Origin of the sequence: Oceanobacillus sp. FSL K6-2867 (assembly GCF_037963145.1) — a bacterium.
Classification (GTDB): Bacteria; Bacillota; Bacilli; order Bacillales; family Amphibacillaceae; genus Oceanobacillus.
On the sequence record NZ_CP150144.1, the window covers coordinates 2,725,048 to 2,750,850 of the forward strand.

Genomic DNA, 25,803 nt, shown 5'->3' on the forward strand with positions numbered 1-25,803 from the left:
TTCCTTTATGTAACTTTCGAGTGATTTGAAAATAAAATGAATAACCGCAATATAAAGATAAGATGTCACGTTGAAAGGAGTGAAATCAGTGCATTCATACATTGACCTTATGACAATCGGAGCTGGTGTTGGGGGACTAAGAGTAGGAGACATGCTCGTACAATTATTCTTCTTCATCGTGTTACTGGCATTATTAAAGAAATTCGCTTGGGGTCCTCTCATGAACATGATGGAAAAGCGGGAGGAGTATGTAGCTGGAGAAATTGAAGCAGCTGAAAAAAGCCGCTTAGAAGCTGAAAAAGCTTCAAAGGAGGCAGCAGCACAGCTTAACCAAGTTCGAGAAGAAGCTCAAAAAATGATCGAGGACGCAAAGGCGGCAGGAGTAAGACAGGAGCAGGATATCGTGGAAGCTGCGCGTAAAGAAGCAGACCGTCTTATTCAGGCAGCTCAAGCTGACATTCAAAATGAGAAGGAAAGAGCATTACAAGCACTTCAAGATAAAGTTGCATCCTTATCCGTGCTTATTGCAAGTAAAGTAATCGAAAAGGAAATTAGTGCACAAGATCAAGAGAAATTGATCAATGATTACATTAAAGAGGTAGGAGAAGAGCGATGAGTGAAGTTGTTGTAGCTAAACGTTATGCAGATGCTCTTTTCCAACTTGGACTAGAAAAAAACACATTGGATCAGCTTGAAAAAGAATTTTCCGTTATCCAAGAAGTATTTAATCAAAACAAGCAAATTAATACATTCTTAATGCATCCTAAAGTCAATAATGAGAAAAAGAAACAACTGGTTACAGATGTATTTCAGGGCATGCAAGCAGATGTTGTCAATACAATCAAATTGCTTGTTGAACGTCGCCGCATCGCAGCTGTTTCCTCCATTATTGAAAACTTTATTCAATTAGTGAACGATGCAAAGGGAATTGCAGATGCAACGGTCTATTCTGTGCGTGAATTAACAGATAATGAAAAGCAAGAGCTGCAGCAAACATTCGCAAAACGAATCGGCAAAACTGCAATCCATTTTAAAAATATTGTAGATCCGTCCATTCTTGGCGGCATTAAAATTCGTATTGGGAATACGATCTATGATGGGACAATCAGCAGAAAGCTGGATCGTATCTCTAGAAGCATTGTTTCTGCTAATTAAGCAGCGTACAGACCTTACTTAAGCTTACATAGCTAAATGCGGTCATTTGAAAATGGAAACGAATCTTTAAATATCTGATTATATGAGAACAAAGACGATAGGGGTGAAATGGTATGAGCATAAATGCTGAAGAAATCAGTACACTTATTAAACAGCAAATTGAAAATTTCGATACAGATATCGAAGTTAGTGACGTTGGAACAGTTATTGAAATCGGGGACGGGATTGCGCGTGCACATGGACTTGATAATGCAATGGCTGGAGAGTTGCTCGAATTCTCAAATGGTGTTATGGGATTGGCACAGAACTTGGAAGAGAGCAACGTAGGTATCGTTATTCTTGGACCTTACACAGGGATTAAAGAAGGCGATGAAGTTCGTCGAACAGGACGTATCATGCAAGTACCAGTTGGAGAAGAATTATTGGGACGTGTTGTAAACCCATTAGGACAGCCGATTGATGGAAAGGGAGCAATTGAAACTTCCAATACCCGTCCAATCGAGGCACAGGCTCCAGGGGTAATGGACCGTAAATCAGTTGATGAGCCATTACAAACTGGAATTAAAGCGATTGATGCATTGGTGCCGATCGGTCGTGGTCAGCGTGAACTTATCATTGGTGACCGTCAAACTGGTAAAACAACCGTAGCAGTGGATACCATTTTGAATCAAAGCGATCAAGATATGATTTGTATTTATGTTGCAATTGGTCAAAAAGAATCAACTGTGCGAAATACCGTAGAAACATTCCGTAAGTACGGAGCATTGGATTACACGATCGTTGTATCTGCAGGTGCATCAGATCCTGCACCATTATTATACCTAGCTCCATATGCAGGTGTAGCAATGGGTGAAGAGTTTATGTATAACGGAAAACATGTACTTGTTGTATACGATGATTTATCCAAACAAGCGGTAGCATATCGTGAACTATCCTTGCTGCTTCGTCGCCCTCCAGGCCGTGAAGCATTCCCAGGAGATGTTTTCTACTTGCACTCCCGTTTACTGGAACGTGCTGCTAAATTAAGTGATGCATTAGGCGGCGGTTCTTTAACAGCATTACCTTTTGTTGAAACGCAAGCAGGTGACATCGCTGCATACATCCCAACCAACGTAATCTCGATTACAGATGGGCAGATTTTCTTGCAGTCTGATTTATTCTTCTCAGGTGTTAGACCAGCAATTAACGCCGGTTTATCCGTATCCCGAGTTGGTGGATCAGCACAGATTAAAGCAATGAAAAAAGTAGCTGGTACCTTGCGTCTGGATCTTGCATCCTTCCGTGAGCTAGAGGCATTTTCACAGTTTGGATCTGATTTGGACAAAGCAACCCAGGCTAAATTGAACCGTGGGCAAAGAACGGTAGAAGTTCTAAAGCAGGGGCTGCATAAGCCAATGGTTGTTGAGAAACAAGTTATGATTCTTTATGCACTAACAAGAGGATTCTTGGATGATATTCCAGTAGAAGATGTACTTCGATTTGAATCTGAAATGAATGTATGGCTTGAAAGCAATCGCAATGAATTATTGACTACCATTCGCGAAACAGGCAACTTACCGGATGATAGTGATATGAAATCTGCTATTGAAGTATTTAAGAAAACATTCTTACCTTCAAATAATTAACGGTTGCAAGCTTGGCATTTGTGAAACGTTAAGCTAAATGCCAAGTTGCACGTATGCAGATAGTAGGGGACACCCTTTTATTGTCTGTTACAAAGGGATGTATTCCTGAGTAGGGAATCCCCTGTGAATAGATTTCGAAAAGAGAATTACGAACCGGAATAAGTAAAATAGACTTGTTTTCCGGCTCAACCTCTGTCAGGAAAGTGTGGTGAAAAAGCTTGGCATCACTTAGAGATTTAAAAGCTCGTATAGATTCAACAAAGAAGACAAAGAAAATTACTGGGGCAATGCAAATGGTCTCTGCTTCCAAAATGAGTAAAGCAGAGCAGAATGCGAAAGGATTTGTTCCTTACGCAGATAAAATCCAAGAAGTTGTTGCCAGTATCGCGAATAGCAGTATCGATGCTAGCCATCCAATGCTAACTAGACGCGAAGTGAAAAAGACGGCTTATTTAATAATAACCTCTGACCGTGGGTTAGTTGGAGCTTATAACAGTAACATACTGAAAAATTTGATTCAAAAGATTGAAAAACGTCATAAAAATAAAGACGAGTATACGATTATAGCAGTAGGTCGAAAAGGGTATGATTTCTGCAGGAAACGTGATTTGCCGATGTCGAATAGTATTATAGGAATGGCTGACCATCCTACATTTAATGACATCAAAGAACTAGCATCAGAGACAGTGCAAATGTACAGTGACGGAGAGATCGATGAACTAAATATTATTTATAATCATTACGTGAGTGCAATCTCACAAAAGGTAACAGCGAAAAAGTTGTTGCCTATCGAGAATTTGAACGCACATGCTGCCATTAACAACAATTATGAATATGAACCAGATCAGGAACAAATTCTGGAAGTTCTTTTACCACAGTATGCCGAAAGCTTAATATTCGGTGCTTTATTGGATGGAAAAGCAAGTGAGCATGCGGCAAGTATGACTGCAATGAGAAGCGCGACAGATAACGCTGGTGAGCTTATTGATGACTTATCATTGACATATAACCGTGCACGTCAAGCGGCGATTACACAGGAAATCACAGAAATCAGTGGTGGAGTAGCAGCACTTGAATAAGCTTCTTTAACCATGCCTGAAAGTAAGTTAGGAGGGAAAGCGATGAGTACAGGACACGTTACACAAGTAATGGGACCAGTCGTTGACGTTAGATTTGAAGACGGCGCACTCCCAGAGATTTATAATGCTTTAGTTGTCCATGGTGAAAAAACGGATCTTACATTAGAAGTAGCTCTTCATTTAGGAGATAAAAGTGTTCGCACAATTGCAATGTCATCAACTGATGGCGTTAAGCGTGGCGCAACAGTAGAAAACCTTGGAAGACCTATTTCCGTTCCAGTAGGAGATGTAACATTAGGACGTGTATTTAATGTTTTAGGTGAAAAAATTGACTTGGATGAGCCGTTAGCAGATGGATTACGTTTAGATCCAATTCACCGTGAAGCACCTAAGTTTGAAAACCTGTCTACAGAAACAGAAATTCTGGAAACAGGTATCAAAGTAGTAGACTTATTGGCTCCATATATAAAAGGTGGAAAAATCGGTCTATTCGGTGGTGCCGGTGTTGGTAAAACTGTTTTAATTCAGGAATTAATTAATAACATTGCTCAAGAGCACGGGGGTATTTCTGTATTTGCCGGTGTTGGAGAGCGTACCCGTGAAGGAAATGACCTTTACTATGAAATGAAAGACTCTGGAGTTATTGCTAAAACCGCGATGGTATTCGGACAAATGAACGAGCCTCCTGGTGCACGTATGCGTGTAGCATTAACAGGTCTGACAATGGCTGAATACTTCCGTGATGAGCAAGGACAGGATGTATTACTATTTATTGATAACATTTTCCGTTTTACACAAGCAGGATCTGAGGTTTCGGCATTACTGGGCCGTATGCCATCCGCCGTTGGTTACCAGCCAACACTTGCTACGGAAATGGGACAATTACAAGAACGAATTACATCAACAGATAAAGGTTCAGTAACATCGATTCAGGCTATCTATGTACCTGCCGATGACTACACGGATCCAGCTCCAGCAACAACGTTTGCACACTTGGATGCAACAACGAACCTGGACCGTGGATTATCTGAACAAGGTATTTATCCTGCGGTGGATCCATTAGCGTCTACATCACGTGCACTTGATCCGGAAATTGTTGGGGAAGAGCATTATAGAGTAGCGACAGAAGTACAGCAAACATTACAGCGCTATCGAGAATTACAGGATATTATTGCAATCCTAGGTATGGACGAGCTTGGCGATGAAGATAAGTTAGTTGTTTCAAGAGCACGTCGGATCCAATTCTTCCTTTCTCAAAACTTCCACGTTGCGGAACAATTTACAGGACAGAAGGGTTCCTATGTTCCTGTAAAAGAAACTGTAGCTGGCTTTAGTGAGATCTTAGAAGGTAAATATGATCATCTGCCAGAGGATGCATTCCGTCTTGTGGGACGTATTGAAGAAGTAGTTGAAAAAGCAAAAGGCATGGAATAATAGATAATAGGCAGAAGAATGCTTCAGTATGGTATCTCTGAAGTAACTATAATGTATATCAAAGTATTTCTTCTGCCAAGTCTTAGGAGGGGTTACATTGAAAACACTGGAAGTGAGTGTTGTTACTCCTAGTGGTCCGGTTTTAGAAGGTAGTTTTGATATGGTAGTCTGTAAGGCAGAAACTGGAGAAATCGGTATTTTACCAGGACACATACCTCTCGTAGCTCCACTGCAAATTAGTGCTGTTCGTCTCAAGTCAGGATCAGAGACGAAGAAATTGGCAGTAAATGGTGGATTTATGGAGGTTAAACCAGATAAAGTGACGATTCTTGCCCAATCTGCTGAAAAGGCTTCAGAAATTGATGTACAACGTGCTAAAGCAGCTAAAGAGCGTGCTGAACGTCGTCTTCAAGCGAAACAAGATAATATTGATAAAATACGGGCTGAATTAGCACTCAAACGCGCGACAAACCGCCTGAATATAGGCAGTTAAATGGACAAAAATCTCTTATAACAAAATGTTGTAAGAGATTTTTATGTATAAGCATCTTGAGAGCAATGACTTCATAACAGATTCTCTAGCTTTTAAAAAAGCGAAGAATCCTCCTTCAATAATCCCACCATTTTTAAACTTGATATTCAATTGCAATAATATATTCTTTCGATCCTGTCGATATTTCCCGGGAAATGGAGGCACTAATCACAGGAATAACAAAAATATCTGCACAAACTGACATACTTATGTAATGTAAAATGCATTGACATTTCAATCTAATCATGGCAATGTATCAATTAGCAATTAAACAAAGGTGGTCAATATGTTTTCAATTGGACAAATGGCATTATTCAGCATTATTTCACATTTGCTCTTCATTTACATCTCATGGCGAATCATTCTGGCAATGAATTTTGAGCCAATTATTAAGAAGGGAAGAACAACGGAAGGAAGGATTTTTCTGCTGTTTCTTGCAATTGTTATTGGAACGGGAGTAAGTCAATTTTTCCTGGATATATTAAGATGGTCCGCTGACCTTATTTATCTTTTTTAATGTATTTTAAAACTCTTTTAAAACTGAGTTCGGAGTGTATAAATCAATATGGTGCATAACAATTTAAATCCTTAGGAAGTGCCATGGTTTTTAATGAGACATTCGGGCAAAGCTTGTCGTTATTTGTAAGGTATGCAATGAAGTCTCTCTGTCTAAACTAATGCTATTCGTTTAATACAGGGGGATTTTTTATGAAAAAGATATCATTTTTACTAGTGCTGATTTTATTAATTAATGCTAAACCAGTAGTTAATGGGATGGAATCTGAGGAAATGATTGAATTAGCAAACTTTACATTGAGCAATGGAACACCTATTGAGAACTGGCAGGTAACAATGAAAGAGAGTATAACAATAAAGCAAGCAGAGAAACATTTAGCTGAAATGAAAAATGGTAGTTTCGTCACTAGGAGCGAGGATGAAAATACTATAAAATATTTGCTTAGGGAAGATAAACAATATGAGGAAATCCAAATAACGCATATGGTGGTTATTCCCAAGGATAAAGCGATTAAAGCAGAAATTATAGCGGTAATAGAAGGGACGAAATGGAACGAGCAAATTGAAGAAAGTTACCTTTCAATCAAGCACGAAATTATGGACAAATATTTAACAGAAACGTCAAAAACATTTGCTTGTCTGACGACTGATTTTAGTGGTATAATAAAGTCTGATGTTCTAATTAAGGAAATCAAAAATTATTATAATTTACAACATATTAAGACACAATTCGACACACTTGAAAATTCGACACATAAAAAAATTGTATACGGGTATACAGATTTATGGAAAGAAAGTTTCATCATTGATGGTACCCCAATGAATTTGCAATTAGCTGTAGCAACGAATGAAAAAGAAGAACTGAAATATACGATAGGAACACCTATCCTAATACATGAATATTAATATAGTGAAATTGGATCTGAAGGAGATTTAAAAACATGGATAAAATCATCGTAAGAGGTGGACAGAAACTGAGTGGCACTGTTCGCGTTGAAGGTGCTAAAAATGCTGTACTTCCTGTGATAGCAGCAAGTCTAATCGCTAGTGAAGGAAAAAGCGTAATTAAAGAAGTCCCCGTTTTAGCTGACGTATATACAATTAATGAAGTTTTAAGAAATATGAATGCCGATGTTGTTTTTGATGCTGAGAGCAACACAGTACATGTGGATGCTTCGAAGCGTTTAGAGACAGAAGCTCCATTCGAATACGTACGGAAAATGCGTGCCTCTGTACTTGTTTTGGGACCGTTATTGGCCCGTTATGGACACGCGAAGGTTGCAATGCCGGGTGGATGTGCTATTGGCTCAAGGCCAATAGATTTACATTTAAAGGGCTTTGAAGCTATGGGAGCCGATATTCATGTTGGCAATGGCTTTGTAGAGGCAAAAGTTGATGGTCGCCTTCAAGGTGCAAAGATTTATTTAGATATGCCTAGTGTTGGAGCGACTGAAAACATTATGATGGCAGCAGCGCTTGCTGAAGGGAAAACAGTCATTGAAAATTGCGCTAAAGAGCCGGAAATTGTAGATTTGGCAAATTACCTGAATAAAATGGGCGCACGAATTGTTGGTGCAGGTACGGAAACAATTCGCATTCATGGTGTGGAAAAGCTATCCGGTGTAGAGCATTCGATTATTCCAGATCGTATTGAAGCTGGAACATTTATGGTTGCTGCTGCAATTACTGGTGGAAATGTCCTAATTGAAAATGCAGAAAGTGAGCATTTGCGTTCTGTAATTTCCAAATTAGAAGAAATGAATGTAAAAGTTATTGAAGAAGGTGAAGGGATTCGTGTTATTGGATCCGACGATTTAAAAGCTACTGATATTAAAACTTTGCCGCATCCAGGATTTCCGACAGATATGCAGTCACAAATGATGGCATTAATGCTGCGTGCAAAAGGCACAAGTGTTATAACAGAGACCGTTTTTGAAAACCGTTTTATGCATGTAGAAGAATTTAGACGGATGAATGCAAATATGAAGATTGAAGGGCGCAGCGTGATCATTGAAGGATTATCTGATCTTCAAGGTGCAGAGGTAGCAGCAACAGATCTTCGTGCAGCAGCAGCTTTAATTCTAGCTGGTTTAGTTGGAAATGGTTATACTCGTGTAACAGAGCTGAAACATTTGGATAGAGGTTATGTGGATATCGTTGGAAAATTGGCAGCATTGGGTGCAGATATTGAACGTATTGATGAAAGTAAAGAATCTGTACAACCTGTACTTGACTTATCAAATGCAAAAATAGCAGCTGAGTTTTAATCGATATTCATGAGCTTGTTCAATTAATTAATCAATTTTATAATGAATTTTGGAAAAACAGGTGTGTAATTAAATGAATACACCTGTTTTTTTGATGGTTAATAAACTATAAAATCTCAAAACCAGTTATTGAACAGTCACTTACTCCGTACGCCGATAATCGGACACTTTCATTTTATTCCTCATTTTCAAGATCTTATTTCCTGCATCAAATTTACTGGAATTATTTTATAAGGTTATAGAACGGAAAATTCAAACTTCTATTTTTATCTGCAATGTGTTAAAATTAAGAAAAAAATAAATAATAATGGCGACAGGGAGAAAATAATATGAAATTATACCTATCAGTGGATATGGAAGGGATTACAGGCATACCTGATTATACTTTCCTCAGTCCAAGTGAACATAATTATGAACGTTCACGAAGAATAATGACGAATGAAGTAAATCATGTTATTGAGACAGCGCTTGAATTTGGCTGTCAGGAAGTGCTTGTTAATGATAGTCACTCAAAAATGAATAATATTCTAATTGATGAGCTCCATCCCGAAGCCTCGTTAATTACTGGAGATGCAAAGCCTTTTTCAATGGTACAAGGGTTAGATAATACATATGATGGAGCAATGTTTATAGGCTATCATGCCCGGGCTAGCCAGTTTGGCGTGCTTTCTCATTCCATGATTCATGCTGTACGACATATTTATATCAATGAACATGAAATTGGTGAAATGGGTTTCAATGCGTATGTTGCCGGGTTTCATGGTATCCCTATATTGCTAGTGTCCGGTGATGATCAAGCAGTCAAGGAAGCGAAGGAGCTTATTCCAAATGTAACTGCTGTTGCGGTAAAGGAAACAATTTCAAGATCAGCTGTCAAAAGTATGACACCGGAAAAAGCAGAAGCTCTCTTAAGGCTTAAAGTAAAAGAAGCGTTAGAAAACCGTAATCAAGTAGAAGCGTTAATCCCACCTGATAACCCCTTATTGCGAATTGAATTTAATAACTATGGACAGGCAGAATGGGCAAATCTAATGCCAAAAACATGGATTGAACCTGGGACAACAATTGTTGGTTTTGAAGCCGATGATATTCTGGAAGCCTATCAAGCAATGCTTGTTATGATTGAACTTGCCCTGCAGTCAAAGTTTTCGTGAAAATGTAAGCGCTGTATAACGGGTGGTTAATAAACTATTATATGAAAAAGAAAGAACTTATGACGGGGGTGGAAGGTCATGCTGAAGTATATACTTAAAAGATTCCTGATTATGCTTGTAACATTATGGGTAATTATTACGTTAACCTTTATTCTAATGGTCAGTATACCAGGCTCACCATTTAATAGTGACCAATCATCAAATGAAACAATTCGGGCTAACTTAGAAGCACATTATAATTTAGATGAACCCTATCCTGTTCAATATTTACTTTACTTAAAATCAATTGCAACGTTTGATTTTGGACCATCCATTAAACAACCAAATCAATCGGTTAATGATCTACTATCCAGAGGGTTCCCAATTTCGCTGGAGCTTGGAATCCTGACCATCATTGTTGCTGTTATTTCTGGAATTATTTTAGGAATTCTTGCAGCTTTACGTCATAATGGCGTAATTGATTATTTAGCAATGGGTATTGCTGTTCTCGGCATATCGATACCAAACTTTATTTTGGCAACACTGCTTATCCAGCAGTTAGCGGTGAATTTGGAATTGTTTCCTACTGCCACATGGTCAAGTCCAGCACATATGATTCTGCCAATTGCTGCACTTGCAACAGGACCGATGGCAATTATTGCTAGGCTTACTCGCTCAACAATGCTTGAAGTATTAACACAGGATTACATAAAAATGGCAAAAGCAAAAGGATTGTCTCCTTGGAAAATCGTATTTAAACACGCTCTTCGTAATGCATTAATGCCTGTAGTTACCATTATGGGTACCTTGCTTGCAGGTATCTTAACAGGAACCTTTGTTATTGAGCAGATTTTTGCGATACCTGGAATGGGAAAATATTTTGTTGAAAGTATTAACCAGCGGGATTATCCAGTAATTATGGGCACCACTGTATTTTACAGTGCTTTCCTAATCCTTATGCTGTTCCTGGTGGATATTGCCTATGGAATATTAGATCCGCGCATTAAGTTCCATCGAAAGGGAGGAGACTAACATGAAAGCCGTGAACAAAGATGTAAATTCAGCACATGCTCCTTCACAGGTTCCTGATGAATGGTTTAAATGGAAAGAAAAAAATGAAGGAGCAGCGGAAACGGTTGCAAGACCTTCGCTTTCTTACTGGAAGGATGCATGGAGACGGCTACTGAAGAATAAACTTGCAATGTTAGGATTTATCTTTTTAATATTGCTGGCAGTGATGGCTATATTTGGACCAATACTATCTCCTTATGAAGTCAACCAGCAGGATTTACCGAACCAGTATCAGCCGCCTTCCGGAGAGCACTGGTTTGGGACTGACAATGCTGGAAGAGATGTTTTTACAAGAACATGGTATGGTGCGCGCATTTCGTTGTTTGTTGGATTAATGGCTGCTCTTATCGATGTAACAATCGGGATTATTTGGGGTGGTATTTCTGGCTATAAAGGCGGACGTACGGATAATGTTATGATGCGTATCATTGAAATCTTATATGGATTGCCATATTTATTAGTTGTTATTCTGCTGCTCGTCGTATTAGGACCAAGTCTCTCGACGATTATTATTGCACTTACGGTAACCGGATGGGTTGGAATGGCCCGAATTGTGCGGGGGCAGGTTCTCCAAATCAAGAACTATGAATTTGTTCTCGCGTCCAAATCATTCGGTACGAAGTCTTCCAGAATAATAAGGAAAAATTTACTGCCAAATACGATGGGACCGATTATCGTGCAGATGACATTAACAGTGCCTTCCGCAATATTTGCCGAAGCTTTTTTAAGCTTTATTGGACTCGGAATTCAGTCTCCGTTTGCAAGCTGGGGTGTAATGGCTAATGATTCCTTGGGAGCCATTTTATCAGGTAATTGGTGGACCTTATTCTTCCCAGCATTTTTTATCTCCTTTACAATGTTTGCTTTTAATGTACTGGGGGATGGTTTGCAGGATGCCCTTGATCCGAAATTAAGAAAGTAGGTGAGCGCATGGAAAAAATCTTAGAAGTTACGAATCTTCAAGTGACATTTACGACCTATGGTGGGACGGTAAAGGCAGTCCGCGGAGTTGATTTTCATTTAAATAAAGGAGAAACATTAGCAATTGTAGGTGAATCCGGCTGCGGAAAAAGTGTTACATCCAATGCAATCATGCGCTTGATCCCTAACCCGCCTGGGAAAATTACAGATGGTTCAATTATTTTTAAAGGGAAAAATCTTGTTCGTTATTCGGAAAAACAAATGCGTTCGATTCGTGGTGTTGATATTTCTATGATATTTCAAGATCCTATGACCGCACTTAATCCAACCTTAACCATTGGCACTCAGCTAATGGAAGGGCTAATTGCACATCACGGTGTATCAAGTAACGAAGCAAAGAAAAAAGCTATTGAGATGATGAACCTTGTTGGAATCTCGAATCCCGAAGAACGACTAAAGCAGTATCCCCATCAGTTTAGTGGTGGAATGCGCCAGCGAATCGTAATTGCAATTGCGTTAATTTGCGAGCCAGACCTGCTTATTGCTGATGAACCAACAACAGCGCTGGATGTAACGATTCAAGCGCAGATTCTCGAGCTATTTGAGAAAATACAGGCTGCAACAGGAGTATCGATTATTTTAATAACTCATGATCTCGGTGTTGTAGCAAAGATTGCAGATCGAATCGCAGTAATGTATGCCGGAAAGATCATTGAAACGGGTACAAAGCGGGAAATTTTCTATAAGCCGCAGCACCCTTATACAAAAGGCTTATTAAATTCTGTTCCACGTCTCGACTTAAAAGAGGAAAAATTGATTCCAATTGACGGAACACCACCGGATTTATTCTCACCTCCTGCAGGTTGCCCATTTACTGCCAGGTGTCCATTTGCAATGGAGGTGTGTGATAAAGTTTATCCCGCAGATAAGGAGCTATCCAAATCACATCATGTAAACTGCTGGCTGCAGGATGAGCGGGCTAAACAGCTATTAATTTCAGCAACACTATCTAAATAAAAAAGGGGGAGAAAAAATGAAGAAGTTGCTTTTATTTTTATTCGCACTGACAACAGTTGTCGTCCTGGCAGCATGTACAGCAAATGAAGATGCAGGACAAGATCCGGAGGAAAGTGACACAGGAGAAACAGAAACAAATGATGCTGAAGCGGTCGAGGAGGAGCCAGGTGAGAAAGTACTTCGCTTGAACAATGGTGTAGAGCCGACATCATTAGATCCATCTATTGGTTTTGACGCTGTTTCCTATAATCCGTTGAACAATCTCATGGAAGGATTAACAAGGTTAAATGAGGATTCAGTTGCAGCAGAGGGAATTGCAGAATCATGGGATATCTCCGAGGATGGGCTGACGTATACATTCCATCTGAGAGAGGACGCAAACTGGTCAAATGGTGATCCAGTTGTAGCGGAGGACTTCGTATATGCGTGGAAGTATATGCTCAATCCGGAAACTGCATCATCTGCAGCATTTCTTGGTTACTTTATTAAAGGTGGAGAAGCGTTTAACACTGGGGAAGGGAGTGCAGACGATGTTGCCGTCACTGCAATCGATGACAAGACATTAGAAGTTGTACTCGAAGCCCCAACGGGATTTTTCCTTGACCTATTAACAAATCCAGCATTTTTCCCAATCAATCACAAAGTTGCTGAAGAAAATCCAAGCTGGCATGCAGAAGCAGATACATTTGTGGCGAATGGACCGTTTAAGCTGGAATCATGGACACATGATACAGAAATGGTTTTCGTTAAAAACCCAGAGTATTGGGATACAGATGCAGTGAAATTAGATAAGGTTCATTTTGCGATGGTAAATGATGAGAATACCCAGTACCAAATGTTTGAAACAGGTGATTTGGATACAGCTGGAGAGAATGTTCCCATTCCCGCAGAGTTATCCGATCAGTTAATTGATGGGGACAATATCTATATCGGAGACTATGGTGGTTTAGAGTTTTTCCGTTTCAATGTTACGGAAGAACCATTCCAAAATAAAAAAATCAGGCAAGCAATTGCATATGCAATCAATAGGCAGGATATTGCGGATTATGTTGTGAAAAATGGTGTTGAGCCTGCACATGGATTTGTTTCTCCAGGGTTTACTACGCCTTCCGGTGGCGATTTCCGGGATGGAAATGGCGATTTAGTAACTTTTGATGCAGAATTGGCAACACAGCTATTAGAGGAAGGTATGGCAGAAGAGGGCTATGAAAAGCTTCCGCCAATTGTATTATCGTATAACACAAGTGACTTGAATAAAGCAGTAGCAGAAACCGTCCAAGGTATGCTTAGCGATAATCTTGGCATTGATGTAACCTTAGAAAACCAGGAATGGAACGTGTTTGCCGAGGCACAGCAAAATCTAGAGCTGCAATTTTCACGTAGCTCCTTTATCAATGATTACAGTGACCCGGTGAACTTCCTTGAAAGCTTTATTACAGACTCCTATATGAACCGAACAGGCTGGTCTAATGATGAATATGATGAATTGATTGCCAATGGGAAGTCAGAAACGGATGAAGAAAAACGTTATGAATATTTATATGAAGCAGAAAAAATGCTTGCTGAGGAAATGATTGCCGTGCCGCTTCGCTATTATAATACGGTTGTATTACAGGTTGACGGTGTAGAAGGAATCCTTCGTCATCCGGTAGGATATTTTGATTTGAAGTACGCAGATAAAAACTAAAGAGCAAAAGCAGAAGCGCCCGATTAGCAACGTACGAGGGTGAGGGAAGTATCGTTGTGAATTTAAAGCTGGAGCTGACGTGAGATAAAAAGGGGTGGCTCACTTACATTGTATGTGAGTCTCTCCTATTTATATAGAAAACATGCAGCATGGTTCATGTTAGATAATAGGTATACATATGAAAGGATGGGATTAAATGATTCATCCAATGCGGCTTCAAAAGGGTGATACTATTGGTGTTACTGCACCTGCTGGACCGCCAGAACAAGAAAGCTTACAGAGTGCACTTGTCTTTTTTAAGGAGATGGGTCTTCATGTGAAGCTAGGACAAAATGTTAAGCAAACTCTGGGATTTTTAGCTGGAACGGATGAAGAGCGATTAAGTGATTTCCATGCCATGATTGCAGATCCGGAAGTAAAGGCAATTGTGTTTGCACGTGGGGGCTATGGGACTGGGAGGATCGTTGATAGGGTCGATTATGAATTGATTCGGAAAAACCCAAAAATTATCTGGGGATATAGCGATATTACTTATTTACATACAGCCATCGGACAACAAACAGGGCTTATCACTTTTCATGGTCCTATGCTTGCATCAGATATTGGAAAGAGCGATTTTGATCAATTTTCAGCACAACTGTTTAAGCAATTATTTTCCCCAACGCAATTAGACTATTCCGAAGTAATTTCGCCATTAAAGATTTATGCTGATGGAGAAGCGGTCGGGCAACTGGTTGGGGGAAACCTTTCTTTACTTGTAAGTACACTTGGTACACCGTACGAAATAGAGACAGCAGGTAAGCTCCTGCTATTAGAGGATATAGGTGAAGAAGCCTATCGTATTGATGGGATGCTGAATCAATTAAGGCTTGCTGGCAAGTTTCAGAATGCGAATGGTATAGTACTTGGTGATTTTGCAGAGGCAGCTCCGACGGTTAATCCGTCACGAACACTTGAGGAAGTATTTACGGATTATTTTGCAGATTTTTCAGGCCCTGTTATGAGTGGGTTTAGGATTGGCCATTGTTTACCTCATTTTTCCTTGCCATTAGGTGTGCGGGCCAAACTTTCAACAGTAGAAAAGCGTTTACTAATTGAACCAGGGGTGAAATAAGCCGTGGAGAAAAACGAAACGAAAATAAAATCAATCGAAACATATCGAGGAGCAATTCCATTACATACACCTTTTAAAACAGCATTACGAACTGTAACAGTTGCAGAAACGATTATTGTAAAAATAACTTGCGCAGATGGGACAGCTGGCTGGGGAGAGGCACCGCCAACACATGTAATTACTGGCGAAAGTCTGGCAAGTATTGATTATGTCATACATTCTATTTTTAAGCCGCTGCTCATTGGTGAATCGCTTCAAATGCGAGAAAAGCTTTTTCAAAAGATAGAAAGCAGTGTGGTACGTAATACGAGTGCAAAGGCTGCAGTCGATATGGCGCTTTATGACTGTATTGCAAAACAAGCAAATCTCCCACTCTATCAATTTATTGGAGGCGTCCAGGAATCGATTGAAACAGACTATACTGTTAGTGTAAACACACCAGAAGAAATGGCTCAGGATGCCAAAAAGTATATTGAAAATGGGTTTTCCATTTTAAAAGTCAAGGTAGGAAAAGACGAGATTGCAACAGATATCAAGCGGATTCAAGCAATCCGAAATGTGATTGGTACTGATGTTCCAATTCGCTTAGATGCAAATCAAGGGTGGCAAGCAAAAGAAGCTGTTCGAGCAATCAGGCTTATGGAGGAACTAGATTTAGGAATTGAGTTAATTGAACAGCCAGTTATCGCACATGATTTAGAAGGGTTAAAATATGTGACAGAAAATACGGAAACACCAATTATGGCAGATGAAAGTGTATTCTCTGTTTATGATGCAAAGCGTGTCCTTGACATGGGAGCGGCAGATTTAATTAATATTAAACTAATGAAAACCGGTGGAATCCATCAAGCTATTAAAATTGCTACACTCGCTGAAGCTTTTGGGGTAAAATGCATGGTCGGCAGCATGATTGAAACAAAAATAGGCATTACTGCTGCAGCACATTTTGCTGCAAGCCATCCGAATATAGCTCACTATGACTTAGATGCTCCATTAATGTTGATAGGAGACATTGCAAATGGAGGAATCAGCTATAAAAATAATCAAATCCAGCTAGGAAATGCAGCAGGTCTCGGGATACAAACGATTAATGAACTATATGTTGCAGAAAAGGCTTAATCTTAAGTGAAGTCGTCAGCGGATAATGCAAGACAGATAATCAAGATTTGGACGTTAGCAGTCATAAATACAGGAAAAGAGATTCACTAAAGTGAGTAAAGCATTTACTAAAACATTTCCATAAGCACATTTCTCTATAAGAAAGGGGTTTACCAATGATTAATCAAACGTTTGAACAACTACCTGATCCAATGTGGGTCACTGCGGTTCAAGTAGCAACTGTCTGGACAGAACCGCAATCAGCAAGGGATATCGATGCAGCGGGGATATCAAATCCAACAGATATCGACGATTGGATCAATCATTTGTCCTACGAGGAGAGTCTTGCGCTTTGTAATGAAAACCGTGTGCAAACGCAAGTTTTATACGGGGATCCTGTAGAAATTACAGCTGTTAAAGATGATTGGGCCCATGTGGTAATTCCCTCACAGCCGTCCCATAAAGATGAACGTGGCTATCCTGGCTGGATTCCGCTGAAGCAACTGAAAAAAGTAGCAAAAAAAGACTGGCAAACAGATCAATTGGCAGCTGTTAAGCTGGATAAAGCTTGGCTGGAGTCAGAGACTGGAGAAAAAGTAATGAAGCTTAGCTATATGACAATGCTGCCTGTTAAATCATCAGATAGCCTCCGAACACAAGTGATAACGCCACACGGCATTTTTGTATTGCCAACAGAAGCACTACATATCTTTCCGACAGAAAAAGGAATCACTAAAGGGAATGGTAATGAAATTGTGAAGGCAGTTGAACCGTTCCAAACCCTAGATTACTTTTGGGGAGGCATGAGTTCGTTCGGCTATGATTGCTCTGGTCTGGCATATGCTGCCCATAAAGCGAATGGTTACCAAATAGCACGTGATGCTGGAGATCAGGCAAATGGAGGTGAGCCGGTTAAATTTAATCAATTGCAGCCTGGAGATTTACTGTTTTTCGCTTATGAAGAAGGAAAGGGAAGCCTGCATCATGTCGGGATTTATTATGGACATGGCAGAATGCTGCACTCACCGCAAACTGGCAAAGGAATTGAAATTATAACGCTAGCGGGAACAAAATACGAAAAAGAATTATGTGCGGCAAGACGTTACTGGCACAATGAAGGGGAGCAACCAGCATGAAAGAAAAAATACTAGAAGTAAAAAACCTCAAAAAGTATTTTGATATGGGTAAAGGAACAATGCTGCAAGCTGTAAATGATGTGAGCTTTCATGTAAATAAAGGAGAAACCTTTGGCCTAGTTGGGGAATCAGGCTGCGGAAAATCAACGATTGGACGGACAATTCTCGGTCTGTATAGTAAAACCGCTGGAGATGTTATTTTTGACAATGAGAATGTTCATACTTTGTCTGAAAAAGAGCGATTTCAATTTTACCGGAGAATGCAGATGATTTTTCAGGATCCCTATGCATCTTTAAATCCAAGATCAACGGTAAGAGAAGTGATTTCAGAGCCAATGGAGGTTCATGGTTTATATAAAAACAAGAAGGCACAATTAGAACGAGTGTATCAGCTTTTAGAAGAAGTAGGCTTAAATCGTGATCATGCTAATCGCTATCCACATGAGTTCAGTGGCGGGCAGCGTCAACGAATTGGAATTGCACGCGCCTTGGCACTCAATCCGGATTTTATTATTGCAGACGAACCAATTTCCGCATTGGATGTATCTGTCCAAGCACAAGTAGTTAATTTATTAAAGGAGCTGCAGCAGGAAAAGGGTCTCACCTTTTTATTTATTGCTCATGACCTGTCGATGGTAAAGCAGTTTTCAGATCGCATTGGAGTTATGTATTTAGGAAATATGGTAGAGCTGACAGAAAGCAATCAGCTCTATGAAAAACCGCTCCATCCGTACACACAGGCATTGCTGTCTGCCATTCCAATTCCAGACCCTGATATTGAAGAAAAGCGAGAACGAATCATTTTAAAAGGAGAATTACCAAGTCCGACGAATCCCCCAAGTGGGTGTGTCTTCAGAACACGCTGTCCAATGGCAATGGAAGTATGTTCACAAGTAAAGCCCATGTGGCAGGAGGTAGAACAAGAGCATTACGTAGCCTGTCATTTGTATGATGAAACAATCGGCAATAAAAAATCCATAAAAAATAAATCCGAAACATTACCTGTACACTAAACCATTCATTTGCTTTCTCCAGCATTATAAAATTAAAGGTCTATTTTAGAATCGTGATGTATAGATTTATTAGTAGAGGCTGTTCAGAAAAAAGATGATTTATTTTTATTCCCTTTTTTGAACAAGCACTAGTAGAGCAACTAGAATAGAACTCTACTTTAATAATTGCAAAGGGGGAGAGCTGTGAACAAAAGAAAGCACACATATTATTCCAATTCTGTTCCAAAATCCTTAAAAAAAAAGAAAGCATCCTTGAAAAAGCAAATAATAAAAAAACAGCAGCAGAAATTGGAATATACAAAAACACAACAAGCGCCACTCAAAAAAATTATTCCATTAAAAAATCGAAAAACACGGTACTTCGATAATCGGAACCAATCGACATGGAAGATCCCTACTGCGATTGTATTAGCTGGACTGCTGTTATTCATCCTCGTCATCCCTGCGGTTATTGTAGCGATGTTTGGTGAAGGGAAGCAGGAATCTATTGTGACACAGGAAAAGGAAGCAGAAGCTACCGTGGAGTTAGATCAATCACCAATTTCTATAGCAGTGATGCGACAAGCGAAAGATACAGTGGAGGACATACCATTGGAAGAATATGTAGCAGGAGTAGTTGCTTCAGAGATGCCAGCCACATTTGAGTTAGAGGCATTAAAAGCACAGGCTCTAGCTGCCCGAACATTTACAGTTAACCATCTATTGCATGGTGATGCAGAAGGAAACTATGACGTAACCGATACGGTGAATCATCAGGTTTTTAAAAATGAGCAAGAGCTGAAAGAATTATGGGGTAAAGAATTCTCTGATAACATGAATAAAATTAAGCAAGCAGTTCAGGAAACAGAGGGTCAGATTTTAACTTATAATGATGCACCAATCAATGCAGCCTTTTTTTCTACGAGCAATGGGTATACAGAAAACTCTGAGGAATATTGGGATAATGAAGTCTCCTATTTAAGAAGCGTGGAGAGTCCATGGGATGTGGATTCACCGAAGTTCCTTGGCCGTGAAACATTTACGATCGCACAAGTGGAAGAGGCACTTGCAATTGACTTGCCCAAGGACGCACCTTTATATATCGAAATGGAGCGAACGAAAAGCGGGCGGGTCAGTAACATCGCGATTGAAGATAATAACTTTACAGGCAGGGAAGTTAGAGAAGGACTTGAGCTTAAATCAAGCGACTTTACGGTAACGCAAAATAATGGGCATCTTATCTTTACAACAGAAGGCTTCGGTCATGGCGTTGGAATGAGCCAGTATGGTGCCGATGGAATGGCGAGAGAAGGCAAAACCTACGAAGAAATCGTCAAACATTATTATCAGGATGTTGATATTAGTACAATAAATGAAACAGCACCGACCCTCGTCTCGAAATAGACGGGGGGTTTATTTATTGTAGAAAAAATACAAACTATTATAAGCAGAACCACCCGAGACCATGGGTGTCACCGTCGATATGAATCCAAAAGTAAGCAGAACCAACCGAGATCACGGCTATCCCGGTCGGTTTGAATCCAAGAATAAGAAGAGTCAACCAAAATTAAAAGGTAGTCAGTTGGGAGTACTTATCCTCCATCTGCAAGATAAAGCAGTAAAAAGCTAAGAAATATTAAACTAAACTATTACTTGCTGTGAAGGTAAACATGGCAAGTAATCTCTTACCTTCCCCCAATTTTGCAAAAAAATCCACAAAGTCAACAAATTTTTTCAGCAGCAATGTATATATTCTCATTTTTCTGCTCACAATGGTTGCTGAGGTGATAAATTATGAGTGAAGAATTTAAAGGCGGTCCAAAAAATAAATGGAGTCGCATTTATCGCAAGAAGTGGTTTTTCCCAGCTCTATACTTGACAATTGCAGCAGTATTATTGTCAGCGGTTGTGTGGTATCAAAATCTAGATAATCAAGTCTCAGATACGACAGAAACCGAGAATCTGACAGATGAGTACAGCCCAATCCCAAATGAGGAGGGTGCAGAGCCGGTTATTGAGCAGCAGGAACTGATTCAAATGCCAGTAGAGAACTCAGATCAAGCAGAAATCGTAACTAAATTTTTTGACTACAACGCAGAACAAGAAGATCGAGAGAATGCACTAGTGCTCTACAACAACAGATTCTATCAAAGTACGGGAGTGGATATCGCGTCAGCTGATGCAGAAACATTCGATGTTGTAGCAGCTTTAACAGGTACTGTTGAGGAAGTGAAGGAAGATCCGCTTTTAGGAAACGTTGTGATTCTATTACATGGTGAGGATGTAAAGACTTACTATGCCAGTTTAGAAGAGGTTAGTGTTTCTGCTGGGGCAGAAATAAAACAGGGTGAAAAACTTGGTACTGCAGGAAAAAGTATTTTTGGCAAGGATAGCGGAACGCATGTCCACTTTGAAATCAGAAAAGATGGAAAAGAAGTGAACCCAGAAAGCTTTTTCAATCAGCCTGTAAGCAGTCTCGAAAGTATTACAGAGGAAGCTAAGGAAGACTCTGAAGTGAATGAAGATTCCGCAGCAAATGGAGATTCCGCGGAAAGTGAAGATTCAACAGAAAGTGAAGATTCCGCAGAAAGTGAAGAACCAGCAGATGAGTCATCAGATACGGATGATGTATTGGAAGAGAAGCCGGAAGATGCTCCAAGTGATGAAGCAGGGGACTCTGAACAAGACACAGATGAACAATTAGAAACTGAAAATGAATAAAACGAAAATACTCCGGAAAAGCCATTTCTGGAGTATTTTTTTCTTTATCGATGAAAACAAATTATGGAAAAGAAGCGTATTAATGCGCAAATTGTCGAACGATATTATATTTTCAATACAATAAATTGTGATAAAATATTATTGTTTTTAGAAATAAATTTTTTTTGGGCAAAAAACGAATAAAGGTTTTCCTGTTGCAGGAAAAGGAGGAATAAGGTTGTTTATTGCAAAGTTTATGACTCCATTATCGGAGCTTACAATAACAGAAATGATGAATATATTAAATTTGGAAAAGGATGCAGCTTCAGCAAAGGAATCGATGAAGAATATTTGTTTGCATTCTAAATCACAGAATATCCAAAAAAGAGGCATGGAATATTTGTACATGTACGGATTTATGCGGGAGCTTGAATTATTAATTCAAAAAAACCTGGAGTCGGACAACCCATCCAATCGACTTTGGGGAGAAATTTATCGCATTATGGTGGCGCAGCGTTGCTTTAAGACTAGTCCGACAGAAACTCTGGCACAATTGTCATACTTCAGGAGCCGCTATTCTACCAACGAACCAGAGTTATTATTTCTAATTGAATTGATTCAAGAAAAGGCATACCAGCATCTTAATCAATTTGATAGAATTGGGAATTTAATGGTTACACATCAACAATATTTTTCAGAAATTGAGGAAAGGCTTCTTGTTGTCTTTTTTAAAGTGAGATTGTACAAAATAAAAGTTGTTTACCATATTATGCGAAATGAATTAATCATGGCTAGAAAATACGCATATCGTGCATTAAATATGATTGATAGCCCACAGCTTCATGCACATGTACATACGTATTTAGGGTTATCTTATACGCATGATACGTATGAAAGTGGCATTTATCATTTAGATAAGGCATTAAAAATTTCGGAAGACCATAATTTGCTTTACATGATCAATATACTCGAAAATTACAATATTCCTTTTCTTTCTGCACATTATAAAATGGTTGAAGATATCTATACAGCAGATAAAGGAGAACAAGCCCATATTGAATTAGCAAAAGGCAATAATGAAAAGGCAATAGATATTTTAAGTGAAATACCAAGCAAAACGCCGTTTCAGCTTTATTATTTAGGAAAGGCAAAGCAGGATAAAGGGTTACTGAGGAAATCTTATAATCATTTTATCGGAAAACGCAGTGATTATTTTTTCAGCAAGCTACCGTTAGATGCGATGAGGAAATTATAGTTGGCATGTGATACCTTGTTCTTTTGAGTAAGGTATCTTTTTACTTTTAGGTGCTGACAAGGTGCAGGGAATGCTGGTCTCGAACTTTGGCGGACTGCATATACTTTTCTGTACTTTAAAGCATCACAGTAAGTGTTTTATAAAAATACATCTTGTCCCTTTCATTTATCCAGACAATTTTAATCATAAAGCTGGAAAGAAGCTAATATGATGATACAAACCATGCAAACGAATTGTCTGAGGTGAGAGCTTGTGTGATTCAGAAAACTTCCTTTTACTACACACTCCTCATGAAGAATATATCCCATAACTATTGTCCATTATTCATAAAATTAGTTGTACATACTCCATATTCTACTTAGTATCATCATTTTATTGATATTGATATTGATATCTCGTTGTAACGCCATGTCTCTGCCCACACCTCGGAAGTAATCCAACTTAGGGAGGCGAACGGTGTGCATGATTACATCAAAGAGAGAACAATCAGGATAGGAAGGCATGTCGTGGAGACAAGAAAAACAGTCCGAACGATTGCAAAGGAATTTGGTGTTTCTAAAAGCACAGTTCATAAAGACTTAACAGAACGATTGCCGGAGATTAACCCAGAGCTCGCAAATCAAGTAAAGGAAATTCTTGAATATCATAAAGCAATTCGGCATCTTCGTGGGGGGGAGGCGACAAGGCAAAAATATAAAATTGATGGAAAAAAAGTGCCAGAGGAAAAACCAGCTGGTTAGGCATAATGGAGAATTTGCATTATATTATGTAACATAAAGGATTAAAGGAACTGAATAAAATCGTTTTAACTAACATATGCCCGGATAATACATCCGGGATCTTCTATTATTTGCTCACAAATTACCCTGCTGATGACTCTTCAAATAGTTATAAAATCAATCAATTCAAGCATTTAGAGCCTTATCAGTCTGCGTCGACAAACGCTCTTAATTTTATACATAAAAAAGTTTCACAAACAGCAGTTAATTGTTGAAATTTGTGGTAAACTATTATAATAGTAGCATTGTGTCAAAATGACCATGCAAGATAGTAACGCTAGGAGGATCTAGTTTCATGTTTTCTAGAGATATTGGAATCGACCTTGGAACTGCCAATGTTTTGATTCATGTAAAAGGAAAAGGAATTGTGTTAAATGAGCCATCTGTTGTAGCAATGGACCGAAATACTGGAAAAGTATTAGAAGTAGGGGAAGAAGCACGTCGTATGGTTGGACGTACGCCAGGAAATATTGAAGCCACTCGTCCATTGAAAGATGGAGTTATTGCTGACTTTGATGTAACAGAAGCTATGTTAAAGCATTTTATAAATAAAATTAATGTAAAAGGGTTATTATCGAAGCCAAGAATGCTTATTTGCTGCCCAACGAATATCACAAAAGTAGAGCAAAAGGCGATTAAGGAAGCGGCTGAGAAATCCGGCGGAAAGAAAGTTTATTTGGAAGAAGAGCCGAAAGTTGCAGCAATCGGTGCTGGAATGGAAATCTTCCAACCTAGTGGTAATATGGTCGTAGACATTGGTGGAGGAACGACAGATGTAGCGGTTCTTTCCATGGGAGGAATTGTAACATCAGAATCTATCAAAATGGCCGGCGATAAGTTTGATGTTGATATACTGCAGTACATTAAGAAGAAATATAAACTTTTAATTGGTGAACGTACAGCAGAGGATATCAAAATTAATGTTGCTACTGTCTCTAAAGGATCACGCAGTGAAGAAATGGATATCCGCGGCCGTGATATGGTAACTGGATTACCGCGCACGATTACTGTCGGTTCTGAAGAAATTCAAGCAGCACTGAGCGAATCTGTATCTCTTATTGTACAGGCAGCAAAATCGGTGCTGGAGCGTACGCCGCCGGAATTATCTGCAGATATTATTGATCGTGGAGTTATTTTAACTGGTGGCGGTGCATTATTACATGGTATCGATGAGCTTTTAGCAGAGGAATTGAAGGTTCCTGTATTTATTGCAGAGGATCCGATGGATTGTGTTGCAAAAGGAACAGGGATTATGCTCGAGAATATTGATAAAATAGAACGCAGCAAAATTGGCTAATGTGAATGAATTAAAAAGATTATATTCCTGAGTACATATCTTAAAGTGCAAGTTCAAAAAAGGTAATTAAAGAACCGGAAATTTGGTGCGCCATTTTTTCGGGGCTTTTGAACGACCTCTTCATGATTTGATTTACTCGAATGGTACAGCAATGCCCTGTGGAGGAGGAATAAAACATGTTACGAGGCTTTTATACAGCAGCTAGTGGAATGATTTCACAGCAAAGACAGCAGGAAGCATTGGCGAATAATATTGCAAATGCGAATACACCAGGCTATAAAGCAGACCAGACAAGCTTGCGTGCTTTTCCTGAATTATTGCTGAAAGAAATGGGATCGCAGAAACGTCTGCCTACGACACAGGGAGAGTTGCAATTCCCGATTCAGACACCCATTGGTTCCATCAACACAGGTGTTTATGTACAAGAGACAATTCCAAATTTTAACCAAGGTGATATCAGAGAGACTGGAATAACTACCGATATTGCTCTTGTAGGGGGCACAATGCCTGATGAAACGGGCTCCTTGTTTTTCACGGTACAAAACGAGGCTGGAGTAGTGCGCTATACAAGAAATGGTAATTTTACTATTGATGGACAAGGCTTTCTTGTGACCAATCAAGGCTATTATGTGCTTGACGATGCAGGTAACCCGATTGAAACAAACGGAATGGAATTTGAGGTTTCGTCAGAAGGTATTTTGCGAACTCCTGAACAAGCGGTTCAGCTCGGTATTTCATACACTGCAGATGTAAACGGCATGGTCAAGGAAGGAAATGATCTTTTTGCTGGTGAGGCAGGACAGGTCCCGGCAGGAGCAGAATTCTCCATTCATCAGGGTTATCTTGAACAATCAAATGTGGATACCATGCAAACGATGACAGATATGATGAACGCTTACCGGATGTTCGAAACGAATCAGCGTGTTCTAAAAGCCTATGATGAAAGCATGGGTAAAGCTGTATCTGAAATTGGTCGCATTGGGTAGGGACTAAGG

At 39.4% G+C, this 25,803-nt stretch carries 24 protein-coding genes; all 24 read left to right on the forward strand.

The features are described 5' to 3' along the window. The first annotated feature begins 88 nt into the window (after nucleotides 1-88). The 24 genes from atpF (at nucleotide 89) to NSQ77_RS13435 (ending at nucleotide 25,794) form a co-directional block, all read left to right on the forward strand. Nucleotides 89-616, forward strand: coding sequence for a F0F1 ATP synthase subunit B (atpF, locus tag NSQ77_RS13320; RefSeq protein WP_339226523.1), 528 nt, complete (start codon nucleotides 89-91; stop codon nucleotides 614-616). Further along, nucleotides 613-1,155 carry a F0F1 ATP synthase subunit delta gene (locus NSQ77_RS13325; RefSeq protein ID WP_339226524.1) on the forward strand — a complete coding sequence of 181 codons (543 nt, stop codon included), beginning with the start codon at nucleotides 613-615 and terminating at the stop codon, nucleotides 1,153-1,155. Before atpF ends, NSQ77_RS13325 begins: the two co-directional genes overlap by 4 nt. Before the next feature lie 113 nt (nucleotides 1,156-1,268). Beyond that, nucleotides 1,269-2,780, forward strand: a complete 1,512-nt coding sequence (gene atpA / locus NSQ77_RS13330) for a F0F1 ATP synthase subunit alpha (protein ID WP_339226525.1) — start codon at nucleotides 1,269-1,271, stop codon at nucleotides 2,778-2,780. Nucleotides 2,781-2,998: 218 nt separating this feature from the next. After that, nucleotides 2,999-3,859, forward strand: a complete 861-nt coding sequence (gene atpG / locus NSQ77_RS13335; RefSeq protein WP_339226526.1) for an ATP synthase F1 subunit gamma — start codon at nucleotides 2,999-3,001, stop codon at nucleotides 3,857-3,859. Nucleotides 3,860-3,901: 42 nt separating this feature from the next. After that, nucleotides 3,902-5,293, forward strand: coding sequence for a F0F1 ATP synthase subunit beta (atpD, locus tag NSQ77_RS13340; RefSeq protein ID WP_339226527.1), 1,392 nt, complete (start codon nucleotides 3,902-3,904; stop codon nucleotides 5,291-5,293). A gap of 97 nt (nucleotides 5,294-5,390) precedes the next feature. Further along, a complete protein-coding gene (locus tag NSQ77_RS13345; RefSeq protein ID WP_339226528.1) occupies nucleotides 5,391-5,786 on the forward strand; it encodes a F0F1 ATP synthase subunit epsilon in 396 nt (131 codons plus the stop codon). A 325-nt stretch (nucleotides 5,787-6,111) separates the two neighbouring features. Beyond that, entirely contained in the window at nucleotides 6,112-6,342 is a 231-nt protein-coding gene (locus tag NSQ77_RS13350; RefSeq protein ID WP_339226529.1) for a DUF1146 family protein, read from the forward strand. A 191-nt stretch (nucleotides 6,343-6,533) separates the two neighbouring features. Then, nucleotides 6,534-7,247, forward strand: coding sequence for a YwmB family TATA-box binding protein (locus tag NSQ77_RS13355; RefSeq protein WP_339226530.1), 714 nt, complete (start codon nucleotides 6,534-6,536; stop codon nucleotides 7,245-7,247). 35 nt (nucleotides 7,248-7,282) lie between these two features. Further along, the gene (gene murA, locus NSQ77_RS13360; protein ID WP_339226531.1) at nucleotides 7,283-8,608 is read left to right on the forward strand and encodes a UDP-N-acetylglucosamine 1-carboxyvinyltransferase; all 1,326 of its coding nucleotides are present in this window, start codon (nucleotides 7,283-7,285) and stop codon (nucleotides 8,606-8,608) included. Nucleotides 8,609-8,937: 329 nt separating this feature from the next. Beyond that, nucleotides 8,938-9,762, forward strand: coding sequence for a M55 family metallopeptidase (locus tag NSQ77_RS13365; protein WP_339226532.1), 825 nt, complete (start codon nucleotides 8,938-8,940; stop codon nucleotides 9,760-9,762). Between the two features lie 78 nt (nucleotides 9,763-9,840). Then, a complete protein-coding gene (locus tag NSQ77_RS13370; protein ID WP_339226533.1) occupies nucleotides 9,841-10,773 on the forward strand; it encodes an ABC transporter permease in 933 nt (310 codons plus the stop codon). Nucleotide 10,774: 1 nt separating this feature from the next. Continuing rightward, the gene (locus tag NSQ77_RS13375; protein WP_339226534.1) at nucleotides 10,775-11,734 is read left to right on the forward strand and encodes an ABC transporter permease; all 960 of its coding nucleotides are present in this window, start codon (nucleotides 10,775-10,777) and stop codon (nucleotides 11,732-11,734) included. A gap of 8 nt (nucleotides 11,735-11,742) precedes the next feature. After that, nucleotides 11,743-12,750 (forward strand): ABC transporter ATP-binding protein, encoded by a 1,008-nt coding sequence (locus NSQ77_RS13380; protein WP_339226535.1) that lies wholly within the window; start codon nucleotides 11,743-11,745, stop codon nucleotides 12,748-12,750. A 16-nt stretch (nucleotides 12,751-12,766) separates the two neighbouring features. Beyond that, complete coding sequence (locus NSQ77_RS13385; protein ID WP_339226536.1) at nucleotides 12,767-14,437, forward strand: peptide ABC transporter substrate-binding protein; 1,671 nt, start codon at nucleotides 12,767-12,769, stop codon at nucleotides 14,435-14,437. 196 nt (nucleotides 14,438-14,633) lie between these two features. Then, nucleotides 14,634-15,551: an LD-carboxypeptidase gene (locus NSQ77_RS13390; RefSeq protein WP_339226537.1), complete on the forward strand. Its 918-nt coding sequence runs from the start codon at nucleotides 14,634-14,636 to the stop codon at nucleotides 15,549-15,551. A 3-nt stretch (nucleotides 15,552-15,554) separates the two neighbouring features. Then, the gene (locus tag NSQ77_RS13395) at nucleotides 15,555-16,670 is read left to right on the forward strand and encodes a dipeptide epimerase (RefSeq protein WP_339226538.1); all 1,116 of its coding nucleotides are present in this window, start codon (nucleotides 15,555-15,557) and stop codon (nucleotides 16,668-16,670) included. 155 nt (nucleotides 16,671-16,825) lie between these two features. Then, nucleotides 16,826-17,785, forward strand: a complete 960-nt coding sequence (locus NSQ77_RS13400; protein ID WP_339226539.1) for a C40 family peptidase — start codon at nucleotides 16,826-16,828, stop codon at nucleotides 17,783-17,785. Beyond that, nucleotides 17,782-18,798, forward strand: coding sequence for an oligopeptide/dipeptide ABC transporter ATP-binding protein (locus NSQ77_RS13405; protein ID WP_339226540.1), 1,017 nt, complete (start codon nucleotides 17,782-17,784; stop codon nucleotides 18,796-18,798). Before NSQ77_RS13400 ends, NSQ77_RS13405 begins: the two co-directional genes overlap by 4 nt. Nucleotides 18,799-18,981: 183 nt before the next feature. Then, a complete protein-coding gene (spoIID, locus tag NSQ77_RS13410; protein WP_339226541.1) occupies nucleotides 18,982-20,181 on the forward strand; it encodes a stage II sporulation protein D in 1,200 nt (399 codons plus the stop codon). A gap of 390 nt (nucleotides 20,182-20,571) precedes the next feature. Then, entirely contained in the window at nucleotides 20,572-21,498 is a 927-nt protein-coding gene (locus NSQ77_RS13415) for a M23 family metallopeptidase (protein ID WP_339226542.1), read from the forward strand. Between the two features lie 217 nt (nucleotides 21,499-21,715). Then, nucleotides 21,716-22,732 (forward strand): AimR family lysis-lysogeny pheromone receptor, encoded by a 1,017-nt coding sequence (locus NSQ77_RS13420; RefSeq protein ID WP_339226543.1) that lies wholly within the window; start codon nucleotides 21,716-21,718, stop codon nucleotides 22,730-22,732. 458 nt (nucleotides 22,733-23,190) lie between these two features. Beyond that, nucleotides 23,191-23,472, forward strand: a complete 282-nt coding sequence (gene spoIIID, locus NSQ77_RS13425; protein WP_095307858.1) for a sporulation transcriptional regulator SpoIIID — start codon at nucleotides 23,191-23,193, stop codon at nucleotides 23,470-23,472. Nucleotides 23,473-23,806: 334 nt separating this feature from the next. After that, entirely contained in the window at nucleotides 23,807-24,808 is a 1,002-nt protein-coding gene (locus NSQ77_RS13430) for a rod shape-determining protein (RefSeq protein ID WP_339226544.1), read from the forward strand. Nucleotides 24,809-24,984: 176 nt separating this feature from the next. Then, the gene (locus tag NSQ77_RS13435; RefSeq protein WP_339226545.1) at nucleotides 24,985-25,794 is read left to right on the forward strand and encodes a flagellar hook-basal body protein; all 810 of its coding nucleotides are present in this window, start codon (nucleotides 24,985-24,987) and stop codon (nucleotides 25,792-25,794) included. Nucleotides 25,795-25,803: the final 9 nt, after the last annotated feature.